Origin of the sequence: Natrarchaeobius oligotrophus (assembly GCF_003841465.1) — an archaeon.
Classification (GTDB): domain Archaea; phylum Halobacteriota; class Halobacteria; order Halobacteriales; family Natrialbaceae; genus Natrarchaeobius; species Natrarchaeobius oligotrophus.
Genome location: NZ_REFZ01000023.1, coordinates 16,049 through 36,759, shown reverse-complemented (window position 1 = coordinate 36,759; position 20,711 = coordinate 16,049). Strand labels below are relative to the sequence as shown.

The following is a 20,711-nucleotide window of genomic DNA, read 5'->3' as shown; positions in this document are numbered from 1 at the left end:
GGCGGGGCAGTCCAGCCAGCGCACGCCGCTGGCTCAGACGCTTCAGACACCATTATAACCATGATCGGCCGAATCAAGCACTAAATGGACGAACACCAGCTGAGGAGGTGCTGAACTAGACAGTGCCAGAAAACCAATAATCTCCCGTATCTTGTAATTTAACAAGTCTATCGTATGTCTCGCCCCTATCTTCATCTCGCGGATCAACATCCCTGAAAACGCGAGTTATTCCTCCAGCGTCTTCAAATGTTTTCACAGGTGATTTTGCACTCATATTGATGATTCTGTCGCCAATTCTTATATTTCCGACAAACGTATCCTTCTCCGCATTGGATTGTGCAGTTACTTCTTCCAGAATTTCGAAAGTTGTAGGATCGTATAAGTAGCCTTCGTATCGGCCGGAGGATGAGGCATTAGCACTTCCAACGAATCCCGCCGTCGTAAGTACCGACGCGCTTGTCGTCTTCAACACTTTCCTTCGCGTTATTGATGGAATGTTACTTTCCATAGTTGTAGTCTATTATAATTAGTATTAAAACTTCTTATTTGAGATTTAAATAATAATTAGTTTGAATTAGTAAATAGATAAAAATTTTGTAGTAGATTTAAGTTAGTCTAAGTACAGCAAATGGTATAAGTGCCACATTGATCCTTAGTTAGGCCTCAGCAGGCGGTTTGATGGCGCTAGCGAGTTGCTCTTGGGGAACCAGTCGTTGTTTGTGAATCTTCTGTGCGTGGGCGATGAGGCGGTCAAGCACTGGTGATGGGGTATACCCGAGATAGCTATTCAACCGATGGAGAATGAGCTTGGCGTGCGATCGGAAGGTCGCCGCCAAGCGTTCGGGCGGAAACACGAGGCCATCATCTGCGTGTTCAATGACCTGACTCAGCAACTCATGACTCACGATCAAGGACAACAGCGCCGCGTACAGCAGAATCTCTACGACGTACTTCTTCGTCGTGTCGAACTCATCCAGTCTGTGCTGCATCCTCAGTTCCCGAAACAGCAGTTCGACTTCCCAGCGACAGTGGTAGATCGTTGTTAGATTTTCCGGCAGGAGCTCTTCCCACAAAGATACGTGATGAACAAGTGGTATCGTCGACATCCGCAACGAGGACGCCGACGACGCGGAACCGTTGACTCATCAAAAATGGCCTCCACAAGAACGAAGTAAAAAACTTTTTATTTTTGTATGTACCCCTTTTATGTGATGATTAGACGTGAGTTCATTATAGGTTTTCTATCTATATTCATAGCAATTATTTCTGGCTGTACTAACCGTCTGTTTGAGGAAGAAGATACTGGGTACGTCATCATCATTAATCGAACTGAATCCCCTATTGATATCCAAATTGAAATTTTAGGTCCAGATGGCCAATCTTTGCTTAATTTCGATGGAGAATTAGATTACATTGGGGGGACGCCAGAACTCGACGAGGAAATACCGGTCACTAATGGCCAAACGTTCTCGGCAAATGTAAAATTCCCCGCCACATCCAAAGAATATACTCATGAATTTATGGCACAGTGCGTAAGTGAATCCACCCCAAGTGGAGAGGAAATAACAGATGCATTCTTTGTTGAAATCATAACTGAATCAGAAGCTACTTTTCAGCAGACCGAATGTTAATCCAACTTGTGTAATTTCCACTCTATTGAAAATGCGGTACGCCGGTACGATCACAGCATCTTGGTAACCCTCTTGATCTTACTGATCACAAATATGAGAACGATTTTACGGAACTGGGACGAGGACGGCGAGATATCCGAGTGAGACTCTGGCACGAAAGCGGGGCGCAACTACGCCTACGCGTGGAAGTCCGCTACGCTGGCTCTCGTTGGCACGAACACACCGATGACGGCCGTCCCCCTCCCGGTCAAGTCGGCCTCGAACCTGGATGGCGTGGTTGATCGGCTGCTCCGGTTCGCCACGGTGAAGTTCGACATCGATTGGGTCTACCTGGATAGCGGGTTCTACCAGAGCGGCGTGGTGAACAACATCCGCACGGATCCCGATTTCATCATCAAGGGCAAGAAGGGGTCAGATAAGCTTTAGAAGGTCAAAGAGGAGATGCTGGAAGAAGACAAGGAACGGGATGACTTCCGGTGGGGCGTCGGCGACGTTAAGGACGGACGGGATTACATGTTCGTGCTCCCGGAAGAGAAGAAGTCAAGAAGAGGACTTCGACGATCCGACCGACGCGCTAACGCAGTTCGACACCAACCGCGACTCGCGAGAATTCGCCACCAAGGAGCGAAACGGCGCGGAGGTACTGGCTGAGAAATTCCGTGGCAGATGGGGAGAGAGACCTCATACCGAGTGAACGAGAATCGGTTTCTGCCACAGTCCGGATCGAGTCAGATCGAACACCGAATGTTCCTGTTCGGCTACGCGGTGCTGCTGTACAACATGTGGACGGTGGCGAACGCGATTGGTGCCGTCCGAGACGACGATCACGACCTCGGTGAGGACGGGAAATACTGGAAGGCTATCGTATTCCTGAGTAACATGATTGACGACTCGGGTTCACTCGAAATCGGGGAAGTTCCTGAGGAGAGTTATCAGAATTCAGTTAGATGTTTTGGAAGGATTTTTACCTGGATCTCAGACTCTGAAAGAGGTCGTCCTGGCGGCACTCTCAAACTGAATAACATCACCCACATTGCCAACAACTGTTAACGATCCGATCGTTCAGACGGCACGCTGTTCTCGGCTCCGGCACAACCGCAAACGGCGGACAGCAGTCTGCCTCGAGACCGATCGCACGACCCGACCGTTCACGGACACGACCTGCAAATCCAGCCGGTGGTTCGTCCCCGTCGTTCCCGGATAGGCGACCGACTCCGCCGCGGTGAGCACAAGCTATATCTTCGAACGCGCGGGTGGCTGAACTATGGCTCGAAAATCCTACCAGGAGAAGCTGGCGGAGCTCCGGGAGGACGTCCTCTACATGAGCGAGGTCGTTCTCGAGCGGCTTCGCATGGGGCTCGACGCGCTCGAGCAGAAAGACGAGGAGCTGGCACACGAGGTGATCACGGGCGACAGCGAAGTCAATCAGATGTACCTCGGTCTGGAGCAAGACTGCGTCGAACTGCTCGCGCTGCAACAGCCCGTCGCCAGCGATCTGCGGTTCATCGCCGCCTCGTTCAAGATCATCACCGACTTGGAGCGCATCGGCGATCTGGCGGTCAATCTCGGCGAGTACACGCTCGAGGCCGAGCGCGATCTCTTCCCCGACGTCGACGTCCAGGAGATGGGATCGCTGACGCTCGAGATGGTCGACGACGCGATGGGCGCGTACAACACCGAAGACGTCGACGCCTGCCGGGAACTCGCCGACCGGGACGACGATCTGGACCACTTCGCCGAGCGGGCGAGCGAGATCGTCGTTCGCGACCTCATCGAACGCGAACTCGACTCCCCGCAGGAGATCGAGTACCTGTTACAGGACGTCTCGCGGCTTCTGTTGACCATCCGCGATCTGGAACGAGTCGGCGACCACGCGGTCAACATCGCGGCGCGAACGCTCTACATGGTCGAAAACGACGACGAACTGATCTACTGAACGTCGCGCCGTTTCGCGCCACCCTCGAGCCCCACGAGTTCCACTTTTCGCGTCGCATCGACGGAGATCCGGTACCCCGCGTAGTCGAACGTGACGATTCCGCCGGAGCGATCGGTCGACGGAGAAGATTCGAACAGCGCGTCCAGGGCGGCGGGATCGACCGCGTCGTACAGCGGTCCGTACGCGTCGGCGACGGCGATCGGATCGTCGAACTCGCTCCGTTCGGCGACTGCCGTGGTAACCGCCTCGCTGAGCGTCTGTTCCGGCTCCGGCTGATAGACGAACCCCTCGGAATCGGTATTTCTTCCCCCAGTCCCCCCGTCGTAACCGCTTTTCAGTGTGAGACGATCCGTGGTCATACTCCAGATACCGGCGGGACCGACGAAAGGAACCGCGTTGGGTGACCAACCCTTTAATACGGGGCGTCGTCCGCCAGCGTGTGCTCGAGCAGCGACGCCTGGCCGCGGCGGAGGCGAGCCGAAAGCGCCTGATCCGAGACGTCGAGTTCGGACGCGAGCGACGCGAGCGTCGTCGTTCGCGGAACGTCGAAGTAGCCCTGCTCGAGCGCGACGCGGAGCGCTTCGCGCTGACGATCGGTGAGGCCGTACCGCGCCGCGCCCGATTCCTGTGGGTGATAGAGGCGGCGAAGACGAAAGCCGACGTCCTTCTGACGACAGCGACGGCGATAGGCCGCGAGCGCCTCCCGCGACGGAACCCGTGCACGAACGTTCGTGGTATCGGTGATCATGAGTTCGAGGAACGAAACGTCGTGTTCGACGGCGACGGGGTACGTCAACCGGCGCGCCGCCCGATCGGTCAGGACGACGCTGTACGGCCGTCGGTCGGCCGTCTCTTCCAACGCGTCGAACGCGTCGACGGTCGGGTCCGCCTCGAGCGCGGACTCGAACCGGGCGAACGCGTCGCCGAACGCACAGACGAGGAGCTTCGCGTCGCCCGCCCGCGTTTCGTACACTTCGTCGATGCGAAGCTTCTCGATCGCCTCCGCTGCGGCCCGAAGGATAGGCGTCTCGAGTTCGAATTCGGCGATGAGGGTCACACGGGACGTACGGAATCCAGTACGATCACTGTTACCCCGAACGACGCGAGCGGATCGAGACGATCGCGGCGCGGTGATCGATTCGGCCGAAGTAGCCGCGCGCTTACCCGCCGTCGCGGGGCGGTACGCCGGTGAGCAACTGGGCGACGTCGTCGACGTTTCGCGTCTGCACCAGCAGTTCGGCCGCCTCCCGCACGGTGAACTCGGCCTCGAGGTCGACGCCGTGACACCGGGCGTAACACTCGAGCCAGGCGTTCATCGCCCGCTCGAGGGCGGTCAACTCCGGCGGTGAGAACCGAACCATCCGACCGCCGGTTCGACCCTCCACGTAGAGCCAGATCGCACGACCTGCGCCCTCCCGAACGAACGTCGTCGCCGCCTCCGGCTCGAGGTTCTCCGCCGACTCGAGGGCCGCGCGCTCGCGAATCGCTCGGCGCTCGAGCGCGGCGATGCGCGGTCCGTACCGGCTCACGTTACCCCTCGCGGTACTCGACCCCCTTGCCGCCGCGGGGGTGTTCCCACGTGGTGTCGGCGACGACGGCACAGGTTCCGCACTCGACGCAGGGCTGGGTGTCGAGGCTGACGAGCGTCTCCTCGCTGCCGTTGGTCTGGACGGTTTCCGAGCGGTAGCAGCCGCCGCCGAAGTCCTCCGCGCTGACCGGACAGGCCGACACCGCCGCGCCGCTTGCCGCGTAGGACTCGTCGACGAGTTCGATGTGTGGGTTGCCGACGTCGGTGTCGTACGTGAGATCGCCGATGCGCTCTTCGAGCGTCGGCGGCTCGACCTCGTTATCCCAGTGGATCGTCCGCCCCTGCGTTTCGCCGATGACCGTCGGGAGCGTGACGTACCCCGTGCTGGTGTCGGGCAGCATCGACACGAGAAACGGCGAGTTGTACGCCCGCTTCAGCAGCCGATTCGAGATCGGGTTGCCCACCGCGATCGAGCCGACCGGCGACTCGAGCACGCGGTCGACGACGTTCGTGACGAGATCGCGCTCGCCGGCGGCGCGCGCGAGCTGGTACCGTCTGGGCCGGAGCTTCGCCATCGTACCGGAGTCCTCGAGCATCTGCGCGTACCGGCGTCCGGCGGCTTCGGTGTCCGCGTTCCCGCGGGTGACCGCGAAGGCGTCGGCCGCGAGCGCGCCGGCGGTGACGGCGTGGTTCATCCCCTTGATGATCGGTCCCTGAGCCTGCATCTGGCCGGCCGCGTCGCCGACGAGGACGAGCCGGTCCTGGTAGGGCTCGGGATGGGCGACCTTCTTCGAGTCGGGGACGAGCTTCGCGGCGTACTCGCGCTCGTCGTACTCGTCGCCGAGCCAGGTCGCGAGCAGCGGGTGCGTGAGCAACGCGTCGAGCAGCTCGTGGGGTTCGGCGCGCTGTTCGACGAGGCTGTCGAGGTGGAAGACGGTCCCGATCGACAGCGAGTCCTCGTTCGTATAGAGGAAGCCGCCGCCGCGGACGTCCTCGAAGAGGTCGCCGGAGAAGAGGTGGGCGACGCCCTCGTCCGGCTCGAGGTCGAACCGGTCGTCGATCACGTCGGGGTCCATGTCGACGACCGCCTTGACGCCCTGGAACCACTCGTCGGGCTCCTCCCAGTCCATCAGGCCGGCGTCGCGAGCGAGTTCGGAGTTGACGCCGTCGCCGGCGACGATCAGGTCCGCCTCGATCGGGTCGAGTTCGTCGCAGGTGACGCCGACGATCTCTCCGTTCTCCCGCAGCAGGCCGTTCACCCGGACGTCGGTCAGCACGCCGCCGCCGGTCTCGCTCGTCTTCTCGTGGACTCGCTGCTCGAGCCAGGAATCCATCCGCCGCCGGAGCACCGCGTCACACCAGTCGGTGTCGTGTTCGTGGAGGTCGGTGAGGTCGTAGGTCTTGACGCTGTTGCCCGCGACGTTGTGGATGCGGTAGTCGGTCACCGGCCGTTCGGCGGCCTCCTCGCGGAAGCCGTCGAAGAGACCGTCGATCGCGTACGGAGCCGACTCCTCGGCGTAGATCAGTCCGCCGGAGACGTTCTTCGAGCCCGCCTCGGTGCCGCGTTCTAAGACGAGCGTCTCGACGCCGTGATCGGCGAGTCGCGCGGCCGCGGCCGCACCACCAGGACCACAGCCGACGACGACCGCCTCGTAGTGTTCGTACTCGGTGTCGTCAGCCATCAGTCGTCACCTCCGCTTCCGTCGGCGATCGCTTCGATCGTCGTCTCGCCCGATTCGACCGCGTCGGTCAGTCTCGGTAACACCTCGAAGAGGTTGCCCTCGATGAAGTAGTCGCTGAAGTCCCGAATTCTGGCGTCGGTATCGGTGTTGATCGCGACGATCGTGTCCGACTCGTCCATACCGACTTTGTGCTGGACCGCACCCGAGACGCCGGCGGCGACGTAGAGGTTCGGGGCGACGACCTGTCCCGTCTCGCCGATCTGGCGTTCCTCCTTCGAGTACTCCTCGACGTGTCCCTCGAACTGGTACGAGGAGGTGACGATCCCCCGCGTGATACCGAGTTCGGCGTCCTCGAAGGCGTCGACGAGATCGAGGCCGAGCTCCATCCCCTCGGTTGGGTCGTCCGCGATTCCGCGGCCGAGACAGACGATCACCTCGTGGTCAGTGAGATCGATTCCGGCCTCGAGCTGATCGTGTTCGGTGATCTCGACCTGGAACCAGTCGTCCTCGAGTTCCATGTCGTGTTCGACGACGAGGCCCTCGCGGTCGTCGTCGCGGTCGATCGGCTCGAAGCTGCCCGGAATGATCGACGCCCCCTGCGGGTGGAACTCGCGGCCGGGGTTGTCGAGACAGAGGATCGTCGAATACTCGAAGCCGGAGAAGTCCGGTCGCTTCATGTGCAACACCTTCTCGAACGTCTTCTTCACGCCGGGCTCACCGGTCTTGACCGGATTCGAGACCTCGTTCTCCTCGATGAAGAGGTCCGAACAGTCCGACGCCAGCCCGGAGTCGAGTTCCGCCTGGACCTTCGCCGAGAGGTCCCGACCGTTGTTCGTCGCGGGGAACAGGACGTACCGCGGTTTGTCGTAGTCGCGCCAGTCCGTGCTCTCGACCGAGCCCTCGCCGCGGGCCATGTGCGCCGAAACCTCGGTGTAGGGCTTGTGCAGGAACCGCTCGAGGCGCTCGTCGTCGTGGTAGAGCGCGACGTCGGCCCCGTAGGCGATACACTCCTCTGCGAGTTCCTCGCAGTCGTCGCCCATCAGGAACGCGACGACCCGTTCTTCGTCCCCGTACTCCTCCGCGAACTGGTCCATCAGCTCGCGGGCCTTGCCGAGCATCTCCCGAGAGACCTCGAGCAACTCGCCCTGCTGGGTCTCACAGAACACCCACATGTCCTCGTAGTGGCCGTCCTCGAGCGCGCGAACGTGGCGTTTGTCGCGGGTGGGATGAGAGAGGCCGTCGTCCGCCTCTTCGCTTTCGTCTTCCGCGCTCGTCTCGGCTTCTTCCCCGTCGGTGTCGGCTTCGGATTCCGACTCGCCTTCGGCGTCGTCGACGTCTTCGCCCTCCGCCTCTTCGCCGACGTCCGCTTTCGTCGCCTCGTACTCGCCTTCCGTCTCCGTTCCCTCCTCGACGCCATCTCCGTCGTCGACCGCACCGATCGCCTCGAGACGGCGATGGACCGCCTCCCTGGCAGTCTTGCGGTCCCGGCCCGCCTGTTCGGCCTCGAGGATCGTCTGCAGGACCTCCTCATCGTCGACCGTCTCGAGGTGATCGTCCAGTTCGTCGACCGTGTGTTCGTTCGGATCGTACTCGGTCACGTTCAGTCACCTCCCGCCGCGTACGGCTGCATCTCCTCAAGCACTTCGTTCATACTGTCGCCGTCGTCCGGATCGATCATCGTCGCATCGCGTTCCGAGGGCGCTTTCGGGATCGGATCGACCGACGAGACGATCGTCGGCGAGCCGTCGAGCCCGATGTACTCCGGATCCAGGTTCAGATCGACGTGATCCCAGGTCGTGAGTTGTTCTTCGTGTTCGACCGCCCGTTCTTGGGTCTCGGCGCGAAGTCGCTTGTGGGTCAGACGGTGCGAGGCCTTCCGATAGGTCGGCTCGAACTCCGGGTCGGTGACGACGAAGCAGGGGAGCGGCGCTTCGACCGTCTCGATCTCGTCGACGTCGCCCTCGACGAGACGCTTCGCGCGCAGGACGCGCTCGTCGGGATCGATGTCGAGTGCGATGACGTGGGTGACGATCGGCCAGTCCATCGCCCAGCAGGCCTGCGGACCGGTCTGTCCGGTCTCGCCGTCGGCCGTTTTGAAGCCGGCAAAGACGAGGTCGACGTCCTCGACCTCCTCCCGGAACTTCTCGATGCCCGCGCTGAGCGTGATCGCGGTCGCCCACGTGTCCGAGGCCGCGAGTTCGCGGTCCGACAGCAGGTACGTATCGTCTGCGTACACCGACTCCATCGCCTCCTCGAGAACGTCCGCGTAGCCCGGCGGCCCCATGCTCATCGCGCTGACGTGGCCGCCGTGGCGGACCCGGGTCTGCAGGGCCGCCTCGAGCGCGAACGCGTCGTTCGGATTCATCACCGTTGGCGTCTTCCCCCGCTCTAGGTGCCCGTCCTCGTCGAACGAGACCGCTCCCTCGGAGAAGTCGGGGACGCCTTTCGTCAGTACGATCGATCGCATGGATACCTCCATCGCGTCGGTGTGTCCATAACTATCATGCTCGTCTTTCTCTATCGTAGTTATGGTTATTAAGGATATGGGTAAAAACCGGCAAGAGAAACGGTCGCTCTCGCATCGACCGACTCGAGCCCTCGCTCTGCCCGCTCGGCGTGATCGGCGGAGCGCGTTCGATCCCTCGGACCGAGAGGCGATCGGTCGCCGGCGCGCGTTCGACCCCGATACGCCCGGATCGGCAACAACCGTTAACTGTCGGAATTACCGATACGCTGGCAGTGTTCGAACGCGCGCAAGCGGTTCGTCTGGGACTCGAGACGATCGGCTCGACCGAGACGCGGATGGCGGTCAGCGCCGCTGCGATCGTTCTGGCGCTCGTGCTCGGATTCCTCGTCGCGCCGTTGGCGGTCCGACGGGCGGTCGGATTCGCCGACCGAAAACTCGGGGAGAGCGAGGCCGGATCGCTCCTCGAGACGATCGACGAACTGACCGGCATTCCGTTCCCGATGCGGGCCGTCGTCCGGACGCTGCAGACGGTCGTCCTCGGCGCGGTGGGGTTGCTGTTGCTCGTCGTCTGGGGCCACGCGGACCTGGCGACGGACACCCTCGGCGCGGTCGCGACCGTCCTCCCGTACGCCGTTCGTCTCGCGTTGACGGTCGGGCTCCTGTTCGGCGCGGTCGTCGGAACGCGCTACCTCGAGCACCGACTGGACGAGTGGCTCGCGGACGCGAACTACGTGACTGCCCACCAGGAGGGCGTCGTCTTTCGCGTCCTGCAGGTGACGATCTTCGTCGCCGTCGGCCTGGCGTCGCTGTCGCTGTGGCGCGTCGACCTCGGCGGGTTGCTCGTCGGGGCGGGCTTTCTCGGGATCGTCATGGGGATGGCCGCCCGACAGACGCTCGGCTCGCTGATCGCCGGCTTCGTCCTGATGTTCTCTCGACCGTTCGAGATCGGCGACTGGGTGGAGGTCGGCGACCACGAGGGGATGGTCGTCGACATCACCATCGTCAACACGCGCCTGCGGAGCTTCGACGGCGAAACCGTCGTCCTCCCGAACGACCGAGTCTCGAGCAGCACGGTGATCAACCGGAGTAAACGCAACCGGCTCCGACTCACGCTCGAGGTCGGCGTCGACTACGAAACCGACCTCGAGCGCGCGGAGTCGGTCGCGGTCGAGGCGATCGAGCGCGCCGACGACGTCGCGCCGGCACCGAAACCCCGGGTCATCCCGACCGCATTCGGCGACTCGGCCATCACGCTCGAGTGTCGGTTCTGGATCCGACAGCCCAACGCCCACAAGAAGTGGACGACGACGCGGGCGGTCGTCCACGAGCTAAAGACGGCGTTCGACCGCGAAGGGATCGGTATTCCCTATCCCCAACGCGAACTCAGCGCGAGAGCCGCCGGCGGCTTCGGCGTCGACTCCGGTGAGGGGAGTCGGTCCGCCGCGGGGACGACCGAGGGCGAACTGACCTACGACGAAACCGAGTGACGACGCTCGAGCCGTCGTCCGACGCCGATCGCTCCCGCTCGCGTTCGGTGGTCCCCGTCGCGATCTCGCCGCCCGCGTACGCCGGTCACTCCCGCTCGCGTTCGGTGGTCCCCATCGTGATCTCGCCGCTCGCGCGGATCGATCCGTCCACCTCGGCGTCGGGGCCAAGCTCGAGGTCCCGACAGGAGACGTCGCCGAGGACGCGCGCGTCGGCCCCGACGACGACGTCGCCGTCTCGAGTCGTCAGATCACCGTGGATGCGAACGCCGTCGCCGACGGCGACGTCCCCGCGGGCGCGGAGGCTGCCGAAGATGTTGCAGTCGTCGCCGACCTCGATCGTCTCGGCGCGGACGTTCCCGTGGAGGCGACAGCCCGCGCCGATCGTCGCCGGCGTGGAGACGCGCCAGGCGTCGTCGCCGACGGTCGCGTTCCGGGGGATCACCAGCGGCTCGACGTCCGGCTCGTCGCCCTCTTCCTCGTCGACGAGTTCGGAGATGAGCCGCTGGGCGGTGTCTTCCTCTCCGATGAGAAGCAGGTGTTTGAGGTAGACGAACAGGAAGACGATCGTCGGCATCGGGTTCCGGATGACGATCCAACCGTTCGCTTCGAATCCCTCCTCGATGTCGACGTCGTCGCCGATGTCGAGGTCGCCGGCGACTTTCAACTCACCGCCGATGTGGACCCGTTCGCCGATGTAGGCGTCCTGGCCGACCAGGACGTTGTCCGCGACGTCACACCACATGTCCAGTCGGCAGTCGCCGCCGGCTTCGATGTCGCCGCCGAACTCGACGTTCTCGCCCGCGAGAACGTTTCGACCGCGGACGCCGAACTCGACGGTCGATCGAGCGCCGATGAGGACGTCCCCGTCGGTCTCGAGGGCGACTTCCTTCGCCTCGGTTCCGGCCGGAACGACGAGTTCGTCGAGCGGGTCCCTGCGTACGGCCACACTCGGGTCCAATGTGACCGCCGAGTAATAAACTTCGTCGTTGGTCCGTCGTCGTCAGACGCGCGTCGTCCGCACCCGATTTCGGCCGGCGGTCGTCGGACGGGTTCCGATCGGTCGAAGGCGACCGGACTCGGCGCTCTCCCGACGGTCCGCCGTTCGGGGCGAGTTCCGCCGGAAGTCACCTCCCTTTTATCTCAGCGACGCGTACGACGCCCCATGACTACGCTCGCGTTCGACGACGACGGCGTCGACGTCGTCTACGAAGGGACCGAATTTCGCCTCGAGCGAGAGCTCATCGAGGAGGCGATCGAGAAGTCCTACCACGACGTGACCGACCACGAGGTGCTGAAGATCGTCGCCGAACAGCCGAATCTCCAGGGCGAGCCGCGACGAATCGGCGACATTCTCGACTGAAACGGTTGCTCCCGTCAGTTCCGACACGATTACGAGTGGCTCGCGGTCGTTCCGGTATACGGGTACGACAGCTCGTGTGACGAGCGCCGCACCGGGGTCGAACAGCACGGGCTGGGCCGTCGACGTGACGTCGACTCCTGGCGTCTCGGAGTCCGAACGCGCTTCGTCGACGAAACCGGAAACACTCGCGGGATGGAAGACGAACTCCGGGCCGCTCGCGCCGGGTTCGAACCGGAAACGCCATCACGCCGAATCGGATCGGGATCCGTCGTCGTAGCGGTCCGCAGCCGACTCGAATCCCAGTTCGTCGAACTCGCGTCCCCGGCGCTCCTCGAGCGCGGCAATCGCCTCGGGATCCGGCGCGGCGTTGTCCGTGATCCGCGCCCAGGAGTTGTGGACCTTCGCGTGACACCACCGACAGAGATAGACCGTGATCTCGTGGGTCAGTTCCTCGCCGTTTCTGGCGTACGAGAGGTGGTGTTCCTCGAGCAGCGGACGCTCGTCGTCGTGGGCGATGCGCTTTTCCTCGAGGCCACAGCGGACGCACTCGCGGTCGCGGTTTCGCGAGCGAAAGTGGGGACAGTCGGACCAGGTCGGGCGCTCGGCGTCGTCCGCGGGCTGGCTCGAGTCGGATTCGGGATCGACGACCGGGCAGGCGTACTCCTCTCGGGCGCGTTCGCGGGCGAACTCCGGATCGTGACCGTAGTGGTCGAAGGCGTACCGACACCGGCCGTCGCCGGTGAGGTAGTCGCAGACGCCGGCGAACTCGTAGGGGTCGTCGACGCCGACCGACGTGCCACGCGGCGTTTTCTCCATGCGCGTTAGGGGTAGCGTTGGACGCCGACGGGTTTGAAATCACCGCTCCCGCGACCGTTCGATCGGTCGCCGGTCGTCGGCCGTATCGACGCGACTACCCGAAGGACGTGGAGAAATCGGAACCGAAGATGCGAAAGGGACGACCAGCGTGCGGGCCTCGAGGACGCAGGCCGACGAGGGGGCGGGAATCTTTTTGCACGATCGGTGAGGAGTAATCGTCGTGCGACTCGTCCACGAACCGGCGTCCGGCGCCGACTCGGATACCCGCGGAGACGACCGGCGGTCCGCCGCCGCGCTGGCGACGACCGTCGAACTCGCGGACTCGATTCCGCGCCAGCTGCGCGGACTCATGTTTCGGCGGTCGCTCCCCGACGACTACGCGCTCGCGTTCCGGTTCGACGCGGCGAAACCCAGGGACGTCCACATGCTGTTCGTTTTCGTCCCACTCGACGTCGTCTGGGTCGTCGACGACGAGGTAACGCGCGTCGAGCGACTCCGCCCCTGGCGCGGGTTCGCCCGCGAGCGCGCCGACCTGATCGTCGAGTGTCCGGCCGGGGCCGCCGCCGACGTCGAGCCGGGCGATCGACTCGTTCTCGAAGACGACTGAGACGGTCCGCTGTCCCCGTCGACCGGGACGACCGCGGACGGCTCGCGGTCGCGGCGGACCTGACGGCTGGCGGATCGGATGAACGGATGCTCTCGAGCGGACACCCGCCGGTCAGTCGACGATCACGACCCGGCCGTCCTCGACCCGGACGTCGAGCAGGCTCGTCACTTCCCGCGAGACGTCGTGGTCGGCGTCGACCCGTCGGAGGACGGTGACGACGGCGACGATCTCCGCCTCGACGGCCTCGAGCGCACCGCAGACCGCCTCGATCGTTCCGCCCGAGGAGAGGACGTCGTCGACGAACAGGACGCGATCGCCGGCGTCGACGCCGTTGAGAAACAGTTCGTCCTCGCCGTAGCTGGTCTCCTGGTGGACCGCGACCTCCTCGGGAAAGCCGTACTCGCGTTTTCGAACCACGGCCAGCGGCAGGTCCGCCTCGAGCGCCAGGGCCGTTCCGTGGTGGATGCCCATCGCCTCAGGGACGACCAGTTTGTCGACCGACTCGAGGTCGACGCGCTCGCCGATGGCGGTCGCGACCGCCCGCAGCACGTCGGGTTCGACGGGCGGAACGCCGTCGGTTACGCCGTGAACGAAGTACTCGTAGCCGTCCCGTTCGACGATCGGTGCCTCGCGCAGCGACCGCGCGAGCGGCTCCAGCGTCGGATCCATACGAACCGTACGACGGCCGAGGGGATGGTGGTTTGGGTCGTTCGACCGGAACGATCGTCAGTCCGCCGACGGATCTGCCGACACGCGATCGGCTCAGTCGGACCGAAACTGCCGAACCGGCGGCTTTAAGTCACGGTCGTTCGATAGAGGTAGATACAATGGCACGAGATTCGTTCTCAACGCCGGACGACGAGGATAGAGGAAGTCGGGGCAACCCGGCTGGGCGTGAAATTCCGCGACGACACTGATCGCAGTTCATCACTCTTGCCTGTACATTACTCCACCGAACAGACGATTCCATCGGATCGCACAGTCCGTCTTCTCGATACGACGCTCCGCGACGGTGAGCAAGCGCCGGGCGTCTCGCTGTCGCCCGACGAGAAAGTCGAAATCGCTCGCGCGCTAGAGCGCACCGGCGTCTCCGTCATCGAAGCCGGAAGCGCCTGCACCGGCGCGGGCGAGCGCCAGGCCATCTCGCGCGTCACCGACCTCGATCTCGAGGCGACGGTGACGAGTTTCTGTCGCGGGATGCGATCCGACGTCGACCTCGCACTCGACTGCGACGTCGACGGCGTTCACGTCGTCGTTCCCGCGAGCGACCGCCACGTCGAGGACAAGGTCGGCACCTCGCGCGAGGACAATCTCGCGACGACGGCCGAACTCGTCGAGTACGCCAAAGATCACGACCTCTGGGTCGAGGTCATCGGCGAGGACGGCTCCCGGGCCGACCTCGACTACCTCGAGGCGCTCGGGGAGACCGCTCTCGACGCCGGCGCGAACCGCACCTGCTTCGCCGATACCGTCGGCCACACGGGTCCGGAACGGACCGCCGAAGCGGTCGCGAGACTCGCCGAACTGGGGCCGGTCAGCGCCCACACCCACGACGACCTGGGGCTGGGGGTGACCAACGCGCTCGCGGCGGTCTCCGCGGGTGCCGACCTCGTCCACTGTACGGTCAACGGGCTGGGCGAACGCGCGGGCAACGTCGCCCTCGAGGAGGTGGCGATCGCGCTCGCACACGTCTACGACGTCGACACCGTCGAACTCGAGGAACTGTACGACCTCGCACAGATCGTCTCTCGGTCGACCGGCGTGCAGTTGCCGCCGAACAAGGCCGTCATCGGTGAGAACGCCTTCACCCACGAGAGCGGCATCCACACCGACGGCACGCTCAAAGACGACAGGATGTACGAGCCTTACGCGCCGGAGACGGTCGGTCGCGAACGACGGCTCGCGCTTGGCAAACACACCGGCCGCGCCGGCGTCAAAGCGACCCTCGAGGAACACGGCGTCGAAGCGACCGACGGCGAGATCGGCGAGATCGCCACCCGAGTGACGGAACTGGGCGACCGCGGCCGCCGCGTCACGGACGCCGACCTGCTCGCCGTCGCCGAGGACGTCACCGGCGACGACCGCGAGCGCGTCGTCGAACTGCTCGATCTCACAGCCACCAGCGGCGGCGCGGTCCCGACCGCCAGCATCCGACTCGAGGTCGCCGGCGAGGAACGCGTCGCCAGCGGCACCGGCTCGGGTCCGGTCGACGCAGCCGTCTCCGCCGTCCGGGAGGCGCTCGGCTCGGCGGCCGACGCCGAACTCGAGTCCTACCACGTCGACGCGGTCACCGGCGGCACGGACGCCGTCGTCACCGTCGAGGTCACGATGGCCAAAGACGACCGCTCGGTGACCGTCGCCAGAAGCGAAGCCGACATCACCCGCGCGAGCGTCGAGGCGATGGTCGACGCGCTCGATCGATTGCTCGCGGTCGAACCCGAGCCGCTCGCGCCGGCTGACGACTGAGTCGGGTTGGGGCGCGTCGGGCGTGTACACCCCGATCACCGACGCGCGGTTACTGAAACGGTTTTCGACTGACGATCTCCCACGGATCGAGCAGGTACACCGCCGCGAGAAACAGCGCGAGCGCGACCACGAACAGCCGAGCGATCTCGCCGGCCGACGACGGGACGCTCGGCTCGAGGGTGGTTGCCATCAGTGCGGCGACCGCGATCCAGATCGTGCCGACGATCATCCGCTGACGAGGGTCCATACGTCGGAGTTCGCCCGCGGGACGAAGAATCCATCTAACTCGGATCGCGGTTCGGCCGTGCGAGTGACGCCCCGCTCTCCGGTCGACCGATACTCGAGACGCTCGGCGATGGGGCGGTCGTCGATCGACCGCTCGCAGTCGGGAGGCGACCGCCAGCTACAGCGACAGGCCGTCGAATCCGACCGTCTCCTCGTCGAGAACGGTCTTTCGGTTGTCGACCATTCCGACGTCCTCGTAGGCGACGGGACCCTCGACCTGTTCGGCGTTCGCGCCGGGCTCGTTACCGATGTACGTGACGTTCGGGTTGGTGTTGTACTCCTCTAAGAGCTTGAACCGGGAGCCCTCGTCGCCGAACTCGGCCTCGATGAGCGTCATGGCCTCCTCCTCGTCCATCTCGTCCGACTCCTCCTCGAGGACCGCGATCGCCTCCTGGAGTTCCTCGTCGTCGGGGTCTTGCTCCCTGGCGCGGGCCAGGGGCACGTTGTCGAGGTACTGGCGGGGATCGCTGTCGGGATCGTTCATATCGCCGAACTGAATCGCGCCGGGCGGACAGGCGTCCTCGCAGGCGGTCGTCCCGACCATCTCCTCGCCCATCTGGCCGTCCTGACGGGCGGGGTCGAAGACGCACTTTTCCATGACGCCGCGGGGACCGCGCCCGCTGACCCAGCGATCTCGCTGATCGTACATCATGTCCTCGTCGAGATCCTCGGCGGGGACGTCCGGATCGTTCCACTGGAAGTAGTTGACGCCGTAGGGACAGGCGACCTGACAGTACCGACAGCCGATGCAGACGTCGTAGTCGGTCAGGACGAGCCCACCCTCCTCTCTCGTGTGGCGGGCCGTCGTCGGACACACCTTCTCGCAGGGTGCGTCGGTGCAGTGCTGGCAGGGCCGAATCAGGTAGTTGAAATCGCGGACCGTCTCGGCTTCCTCCGGTTCGGGCGACTCGACGGTTCCGTCGTCGTAGGCGAGGATGTACATCCAGTTCGCCCCTTCGTTCCAGTTGTGCTCGGCGTTGCAGGCGACGACGCAGGAGAGACAGCCGTCGCACGACTCGAGGTCGAGCGCCATTCCCCACTGGACGTCGTCGCCGTTTTCTTCGTCCTGGACGGCACCGCTCGGATCGGGCTCGTTGCCGTCGTTCGTCGCGGTGAACGCACCCATCCCGAGGAAGCCGGCACCCGCGCCCATCTTCTTCATCACGTTGCGTCGCGACTCGTCGTCGTCCACGCCCAGCCGGGAGAGCGCCCCCTCGAGGCGACCCTCCTCGCGGGCCGACTCGATCCTGTCGGCCATCGGGCGGTCGTCCTCGCCGAACTCCTCGACGACCGCCTCGTGATAGCGATCGTAGAACTCCTCGTCCGACAGCTCCCCTTTCGTGACCCGCATGGCGTCTTTGGCCATCGCCATGCCGAGTTCCGCGTCGTGATCGCCCTCCTCGAGCAACTGCTCGTATCGATCCTCCGCCTCCGGGCCGAGCGGGTGAAACGCTTCGTCGTCCCCGGAGTCGTCCGAACTCATCGAATACCATCACCTCGAGAAACCGAACGGCTACCGTCCACCTTCATGCTATTTACTACCACCTCGTGCTGTCCACCGATGCGTCAATAAGAAACGGCCTTGCGTGTGACGGGATCGCATCGCGTCCGCCGATGGCGGTCTCGAGGTCCTCGCGAGCGTCGGGCGAATCGCACTCGAGAGTGTTGCGCCGCTACGTGTCGCTCATCGAACTAGTGCTGCGAAAACGCCGAGAGGGAGATTTGAACAACGTCCAGACGTGCTCACTTCGTTGCGCGCGCCTGGCCTCGTTCAAACTCCTCCGTATCGTTTTCACGACGACAGACGGTTCGCTCCGCTCACCAATATTGTCGTCGTGAAAAGCGCCGAGAGGGAGATTTGAACCACGGTCGGACGGTCTCGCTCACTCTGTTCGCGAGGACCGACCTCCCTGATTCGAATCTCCGCGTCGTTTCGCAGCAACCGAGTGATTCGCGCCGCTGTGCGTCGCTCATCGAGCTGGTGCTGCGAAAACGCCGAGAGGGAGATTTGAACAACGTCCAGACGTGCTCACTTCGTTGCGCGCGCCTGGCCTCGTTCAAACTCCTCCGTATCGTTTTCACGACGACAGATGGTTCGCTCCGCTCACCAATATTGTCGTCGTGAAAAGCGCCGAGAGGGAGATTTGAACTCCCGAGTCCGTGAGGACAGCAGATTTCGAATCTGCCGCCTTGGCCGGGCTAGGCTATCTCGGCTCATCCGTACCTACTGGGGAGACGTTTTTACCGGTTTCGATTCGTCTCGCCGCCTGCGACCGATTCCTCGAGAGGCCACAACGGGCGATCATCGGCGACAGACTGCGACCGGTGGTGTCGTCTCGGAGACGGTCCGCCGAACTGGATGCCGTCCCGACTCTCCACCAACATCTTGGGGAAGCTCCTATTCGATCGATACTCGAGACGAGAGATGTGAGGGAAGCACACGACGCGAACCGGGTGGAGACGTGATGATCGGGGAACTCGGGACGGGATCGATAGTTGCAGATTCGACGATGGCCGTTCACGTCCTCGCGGGCATCGCGGCCCTCGTTGCGGGACTCGGCGCGATCGCGACGCGAAAGGGCGGCGGTCGACACAATCTCTTCGGGAGAGCGTACGCGCTGGCGATGGCCATCGTGGTCGTGACGGCCGTTCCACTGGCGATCCGGGCGGGAAACTGGTTTCTCCTGGCGATCGCCGTCTTCAGCGGCTACCTCGTGTTCGCCGGCTATCGGGTGGTCCAGCGACGACGCGCCGGACTGACAGCGCCGACCGCGCTCGATCTCGCCGGTCACGGAACGATGGTGGCAGTCGGTGGGGGGATGATCGGAGCCGGCGTCTGGCAGTCGGTTACCGGCCCGGTCGGGCTGGCACCGGCGCTCGCTACGTTCGGCGGAATCGGGGCCGGATTCGCCGCGTTCGCGCTCGCACAGTTTCGCTCATCGCCGGCGAAGCGGCCGCCGTGGATTCAGAAACACGTCGCGTTCGTGGGCGGCGCGTACATCGCGACGGTGACTGCCGTGATCACGGTCAACCTCTCGATGGTCCCACCGCTGATCCGGTGGCTGGGCCCGACGATCGTCGGAACGCCGCTTATCGTCTACGCGATCCGGACGTACACGCCTCGGTTCGAACCCGCTGGGTGAACGCGAGCGCTCCGGAAGCGGACCTCTCGGAGAGGCGAGGATCGTGGGAAAGCGCGTCGGAGAGAGCGAAACCGACTTGACACGAGCGATCGTGCTCCAATCTATGAACGTCACGCGGGCCAGCGACGAGTGCGCGGCCGTCCTCGAGGCGATCGGTGAGGCGGTCATCTGCGACCGGGAGTTCCTGGAGGAGATCCTCGTCGCGGTCGTCGGCCGCGGCCACGTCCTCGTCGAGGACGTGCCGGGTACGGGCAAGACGCTGACCGCCCGGAGCGTCGCCGCCGCGCTCGGACTCTCGTTTTCGCGCATTCAGTTCACGCCCGACCTGTTGCCCTCCGACGTCACCGGCACCCACGTCTTCGACGAGCGCGAGCGCACCTTCGAGTTCAACGAGGGACCGATCTTCGCCAACATCGTGCTGGCCGACGAGATCAACCGCGCGCCGCCGAAGACCCAGGCCGCCCTCCTCGAGGCCATGGAGGAAGGCCAGGTGACGACCGACGGCGAAACGCGCGCGCTTCCGGACCCCTTTTTCGTTATCGCGACGCAGAACCCCGTCGAACAGGAGGGGACGTTTCCGCTGCCGGAGGCCCAGGTCGATCGTTTCCTCGTCAAGAGTTCGATGGGCTACCCCGACGAGGCCGGCGAGGTCGAACTCCTCCGCCGACGCGCGGATCGGGAGACGACCAGCCCGTCCGTCGAGACCGTCCTCGAGCCCGAGCAGATCGACCGGCTCCGGTCGGTTCCGGAGTCGATCCGCGTCGACGAGGACCTCCTCGAGTACGTCGCCGCGCTGGCACGCGAGACGCGCGCCGACGGCCGCGTCGAGGTCGGCGTCTCCCCGCGGGGCACCCAGCGGCTGTTCGAGGCCGCGCGAGCCTACGCGACGATCGTCGGCCGGGAGTTCGTCACGCCCGACGACATCAAGCGCGTCGCCCGCCCCGTCCTCACCCACCGACTCGTCCTGACGCCCGACGCGACGGTCAACGACGTCGACAAACGCGCGGTCGTCGACGACGTCCTCGAGTCGGTTCCCGTGCCGACGCTCGAGGCCTCCGCGGACGCCGGTCCGGACTGACGGACGTCGGGACCGACGGACTTCAGGACTGACGGAAAGACGGTCGATCACAACGAGCGCGAGCAAAACGAGCATTCGGTTCGCGGCGCGCGCTCGCGATGCGTCCGAGCGACGCGAGGGCGCACCGCTGACGCCGTGCGAGGGGCGAGTGAGCGAGCGTGCGAGCGATCGAGTCGGCTGGGGAGGGAGAGGTGCGGGCAGGGCTAAACGGAGCCGGCGCGGTCG

General features: G+C 64.2%; 23 protein-coding genes, 1 tRNA gene and 1 pseudogene. 11 read left to right on the top strand and 14 right to left on the bottom strand.

The window, feature by feature from the left end; all coding sequences use genetic code 11:
* On the top strand, positions 1-119 hold a 119-nt coding region (locus tag EA472_RS19800), incomplete at its 5' end, for an integrase core domain-containing protein (protein WP_165874947.1).
* Here EA472_RS19800 and EA472_RS19795 read toward each other — a convergent pair.
* Together EA472_RS19795 and EA472_RS19790 are read right to left on the bottom strand one after the other, a co-directional pair.
* The gene (locus EA472_RS19795; protein WP_124193230.1) at positions 116-508 is read right to left on the bottom strand and encodes a hypothetical protein; all 393 of its coding nucleotides are present in this window, start codon (positions 506-508) and stop codon (positions 116-118) included. The genes EA472_RS19800 and EA472_RS19795 overlap by 4 nt on opposite strands.
* Before the next feature lie 148 nt (positions 509-656).
* Positions 657-1,206 (bottom strand): annotated as a pseudogene (locus EA472_RS19790) (transposase); the annotation flags it as partial.
* 5 nt (positions 1,207-1,211) lie between these two features.
* Between EA472_RS19790 and EA472_RS19785 the strand changes: the two are divergent.
* The 4 genes from EA472_RS19785 to phoU all read left to right on the top strand — a co-directional run bounded on the left by EA472_RS19785 (position 1,212) and on the right by phoU (position 3,567).
* On the top strand, positions 1,212-1,631 hold the full coding sequence (locus EA472_RS19785) for a hypothetical protein (RefSeq protein WP_124193229.1): 420 nt from the start codon (positions 1,212-1,214) through the stop codon (positions 1,629-1,631).
* A gap of 225 nt (positions 1,632-1,856) precedes the next feature.
* Positions 1,857-2,057, top strand: coding sequence for a hypothetical protein (locus EA472_RS19780; protein ID WP_124193228.1), 201 nt, complete (start codon positions 1,857-1,859; stop codon positions 2,055-2,057).
* A 318-nt stretch (positions 2,058-2,375) separates the two neighbouring features.
* Positions 2,376-2,681, top strand: coding sequence for a hypothetical protein (locus EA472_RS23110; protein ID WP_243637909.1), 306 nt, complete (start codon positions 2,376-2,378; stop codon positions 2,679-2,681).
* A gap of 214 nt (positions 2,682-2,895) precedes the next feature.
* Positions 2,896-3,567, top strand: coding sequence for a phosphate signaling complex protein PhoU (gene phoU, locus EA472_RS19770; RefSeq protein WP_124193227.1), 672 nt, complete (start codon positions 2,896-2,898; stop codon positions 3,565-3,567).
* On the opposite strand, the gene EA472_RS19765 is transcribed toward phoU, so the two are convergent.
* The 6 genes from EA472_RS19765 to EA472_RS19740 all read right to left on the bottom strand — a co-directional run bounded on the left by EA472_RS19765 (position 3,561) and on the right by EA472_RS19740 (position 9,244).
* Positions 3,561-3,926 (bottom strand): HalOD1 output domain-containing protein, encoded by a 366-nt coding sequence (locus tag EA472_RS19765; protein WP_124193226.1) that lies wholly within the window; start codon positions 3,924-3,926, stop codon positions 3,561-3,563. The two genes, phoU and EA472_RS19765, sit on opposite strands and share 7 nt — an antisense overlap.
* 53 nt (positions 3,927-3,979) lie before the next feature.
* Entirely contained in the window at positions 3,980-4,624 is a 645-nt protein-coding gene (locus EA472_RS19760; RefSeq protein WP_124193225.1) for a helix-turn-helix domain-containing protein, read from the bottom strand.
* Positions 4,625-4,727: 103 nt separating this feature from the next.
* Positions 4,728-5,096 carry a hypothetical protein gene (locus tag EA472_RS19755; protein WP_124193224.1) on the bottom strand — a complete coding sequence of 123 codons (369 nt, stop codon included), beginning with the start codon at positions 5,094-5,096 and terminating at the stop codon, positions 4,728-4,730.
* A gap of 1 nt (position 5,097) precedes the next feature.
* The gene (locus EA472_RS19750) at positions 5,098-6,777 is read right to left on the bottom strand and encodes an FAD-dependent monooxygenase (RefSeq protein WP_124193223.1); all 1,680 of its coding nucleotides are present in this window, start codon (positions 6,775-6,777) and stop codon (positions 5,098-5,100) included.
* Complete coding sequence (locus EA472_RS19745; protein WP_124193222.1) at positions 6,777-8,375, bottom strand: electron transfer flavoprotein subunit alpha/FixB family protein; 1,599 nt, start codon at positions 8,373-8,375, stop codon at positions 6,777-6,779. The genes EA472_RS19750 and EA472_RS19745 overlap by 1 nt, the downstream gene beginning before the upstream one ends.
* A 2-nt stretch (positions 8,376-8,377) precedes the next feature.
* On the bottom strand, positions 8,378-9,244 hold the full coding sequence (locus tag EA472_RS19740; protein WP_124193221.1) for an electron transfer flavoprotein subunit beta/FixA family protein: 867 nt from the start codon (positions 9,242-9,244) through the stop codon (positions 8,378-8,380).
* A gap of 272 nt (positions 9,245-9,516) precedes the next feature.
* Here EA472_RS19740 and EA472_RS19735 point away from each other — a divergent pair, with 272 nt between their 5' ends.
* Positions 9,517-10,731, top strand: coding sequence for a mechanosensitive ion channel family protein (locus EA472_RS19735; protein ID WP_243637908.1), 1,215 nt, complete (start codon positions 9,517-9,519; stop codon positions 10,729-10,731).
* 85 nt (positions 10,732-10,816) lie between these two features.
* On the opposite strand, the gene EA472_RS19730 is transcribed toward EA472_RS19735, so the two are convergent.
* A complete protein-coding gene (locus tag EA472_RS19730) occupies positions 10,817-11,677 on the bottom strand; it encodes a polymer-forming cytoskeletal protein (protein ID WP_124193220.1) in 861 nt (286 codons plus the stop codon).
* Between the two features lie 216 nt (positions 11,678-11,893).
* On the opposite strand from EA472_RS19730, the gene EA472_RS19725 reads away from it, so the two are divergent.
* Entirely contained in the window at positions 11,894-12,091 is a 198-nt protein-coding gene (locus EA472_RS19725; protein ID WP_124193219.1) for a DUF5800 family protein, read from the top strand.
* A gap of 243 nt (positions 12,092-12,334) precedes the next feature.
* Here EA472_RS19725 and EA472_RS19720 read toward each other — a convergent pair whose 3' ends face one another.
* Complete coding sequence (locus EA472_RS19720) at positions 12,335-12,907, bottom strand: DUF7097 family protein (RefSeq protein ID WP_124193218.1); 573 nt, start codon at positions 12,905-12,907, stop codon at positions 12,335-12,337.
* A gap of 220 nt (positions 12,908-13,127) precedes the next feature.
* Between EA472_RS19720 and EA472_RS19715 the strand changes: the two genes are divergently transcribed.
* Positions 13,128-13,514, top strand: coding sequence for a DUF192 domain-containing protein (locus tag EA472_RS19715; protein ID WP_124193217.1), 387 nt, complete (start codon positions 13,128-13,130; stop codon positions 13,512-13,514).
* 111 nt (positions 13,515-13,625) lie between these two features.
* Here EA472_RS19715 and hpt read toward each other — a convergent pair whose 3' ends face one another.
* Positions 13,626-14,183, bottom strand: coding sequence for a hypoxanthine/guanine phosphoribosyltransferase (gene hpt, locus EA472_RS19710; protein WP_124193216.1), 558 nt, complete (start codon positions 14,181-14,183; stop codon positions 13,626-13,628).
* Positions 14,184-14,447: 264 nt separating this feature from the next.
* On the opposite strand from hpt, the gene EA472_RS19705 reads away from it, so the two are divergent.
* Positions 14,448-15,980: a (R)-citramalate synthase gene (locus EA472_RS19705; protein ID WP_124193215.1), complete on the top strand. Its 1,533-nt coding sequence runs from the start codon at positions 14,448-14,450 to the stop codon at positions 15,978-15,980.
* A 49-nt stretch (positions 15,981-16,029) separates the two neighbouring features.
* Here EA472_RS19705 and EA472_RS19700 read toward each other — a convergent pair whose 3' ends face one another.
* The 3 genes from EA472_RS19700 to EA472_RS19690 all read right to left on the bottom strand — a co-directional run bounded on the left by EA472_RS19700 (position 16,030) and on the right by EA472_RS19690 (position 18,479).
* Positions 16,030-16,227: a hypothetical protein gene (locus EA472_RS19700; RefSeq protein WP_124193214.1), complete on the bottom strand. Its 198-nt coding sequence runs from the start codon at positions 16,225-16,227 to the stop codon at positions 16,030-16,032.
* A 156-nt stretch (positions 16,228-16,383) separates the two neighbouring features.
* The gene (locus EA472_RS19695) at positions 16,384-17,748 is read right to left on the bottom strand and encodes a 4Fe-4S ferredoxin N-terminal domain-containing protein (RefSeq protein WP_124193213.1); all 1,365 of its coding nucleotides are present in this window, start codon (positions 17,746-17,748) and stop codon (positions 16,384-16,386) included.
* A 646-nt stretch (positions 17,749-18,394) separates the two neighbouring features.
* Positions 18,395-18,479: transfer RNA gene (locus EA472_RS19690), tRNA-Ser, on the bottom strand.
* Positions 18,480-18,730: 251 nt separating this feature from the next.
* On the opposite strand from EA472_RS19690, the gene EA472_RS19685 reads away from it, so the two are divergent.
* Together EA472_RS19685 and EA472_RS19680 are read left to right on the top strand one after the other, a co-directional pair.
* Positions 18,731-19,408, top strand: a complete 678-nt coding sequence (locus EA472_RS19685; RefSeq protein ID WP_124193212.1) for a hypothetical protein — start codon at positions 18,731-18,733, stop codon at positions 19,406-19,408.
* Between the two features lie 103 nt (positions 19,409-19,511).
* Complete coding sequence (locus EA472_RS19680) at positions 19,512-20,486, top strand: AAA family ATPase (protein ID WP_124193211.1); 975 nt, start codon at positions 19,512-19,514, stop codon at positions 20,484-20,486.
* Positions 20,487-20,711: the final 225 nt, after the last annotated feature.

Coding starts and splice junctions, on each gene's coding strand:
- EA472_RS19740 (WP_124193221.1), bottom strand. CDS start 9,244: ATGCGATCGATCGTACTGACGAAAGGCGTCCCCGACTTCTCCGAGGGA.
- EA472_RS19685 (WP_124193212.1), top strand. CDS start 18,731: ATGATCGGGGAACTCGGGACGGGATCGATAGTTGCAGATTCGACGATG.
- EA472_RS19695 (WP_124193213.1), bottom strand. CDS start 17,748: ATGAGTTCGGACGACTCCGGGGACGACGAAGCGTTTCACCCGCTCGGC.
- EA472_RS23110 (WP_243637909.1), top strand. CDS start 2,376: ATGTTCCTGTTCGGCTACGCGGTGCTGCTGTACAACATGTGGACGGTG.
- EA472_RS19795 (WP_124193230.1), bottom strand. CDS start 508: ATGGAAAGTAACATTCCATCAATAACGCGAAGGAAAGTGTTGAAGACG.
- EA472_RS19765 (WP_124193226.1), bottom strand. CDS start 3,926: ATGACCACGGATCGTCTCACACTGAAAAGCGGTTACGACGGGGGGACT.
- EA472_RS19680 (WP_124193211.1), top strand. CDS start 19,512: ATGAACGTCACGCGGGCCAGCGACGAGTGCGCGGCCGTCCTCGAGGCG.
- phoU (WP_124193227.1), top strand. CDS start 2,896: ATGGCTCGAAAATCCTACCAGGAGAAGCTGGCGGAGCTCCGGGAGGAC.
- EA472_RS19700 (WP_124193214.1), bottom strand. CDS start 16,227: ATGGACCCTCGTCAGCGGATGATCGTCGGCACGATCTGGATCGCGGTC.
- hpt (WP_124193216.1), bottom strand. CDS start 14,183: ATGGATCCGACGCTGGAGCCGCTCGCGCGGTCGCTGCGCGAGGCACCG.
- EA472_RS19750 (WP_124193223.1), bottom strand. CDS start 6,777: ATGGCTGACGACACCGAGTACGAACACTACGAGGCGGTCGTCGTCGGC.
- EA472_RS19785 (WP_124193229.1), top strand. CDS start 1,212: ATGATTAGACGTGAGTTCATTATAGGTTTTCTATCTATATTCATAGCA.
- EA472_RS19725 (WP_124193219.1), top strand. CDS start 11,894: ATGACTACGCTCGCGTTCGACGACGACGGCGTCGACGTCGTCTACGAA.
- EA472_RS19780 (WP_124193228.1), top strand. CDS start 1,857: ATGACGGCCGTCCCCCTCCCGGTCAAGTCGGCCTCGAACCTGGATGGC.
- EA472_RS19720 (WP_124193218.1), bottom strand. CDS start 12,907: ATGGAGAAAACGCCGCGTGGCACGTCGGTCGGCGTCGACGACCCCTAC.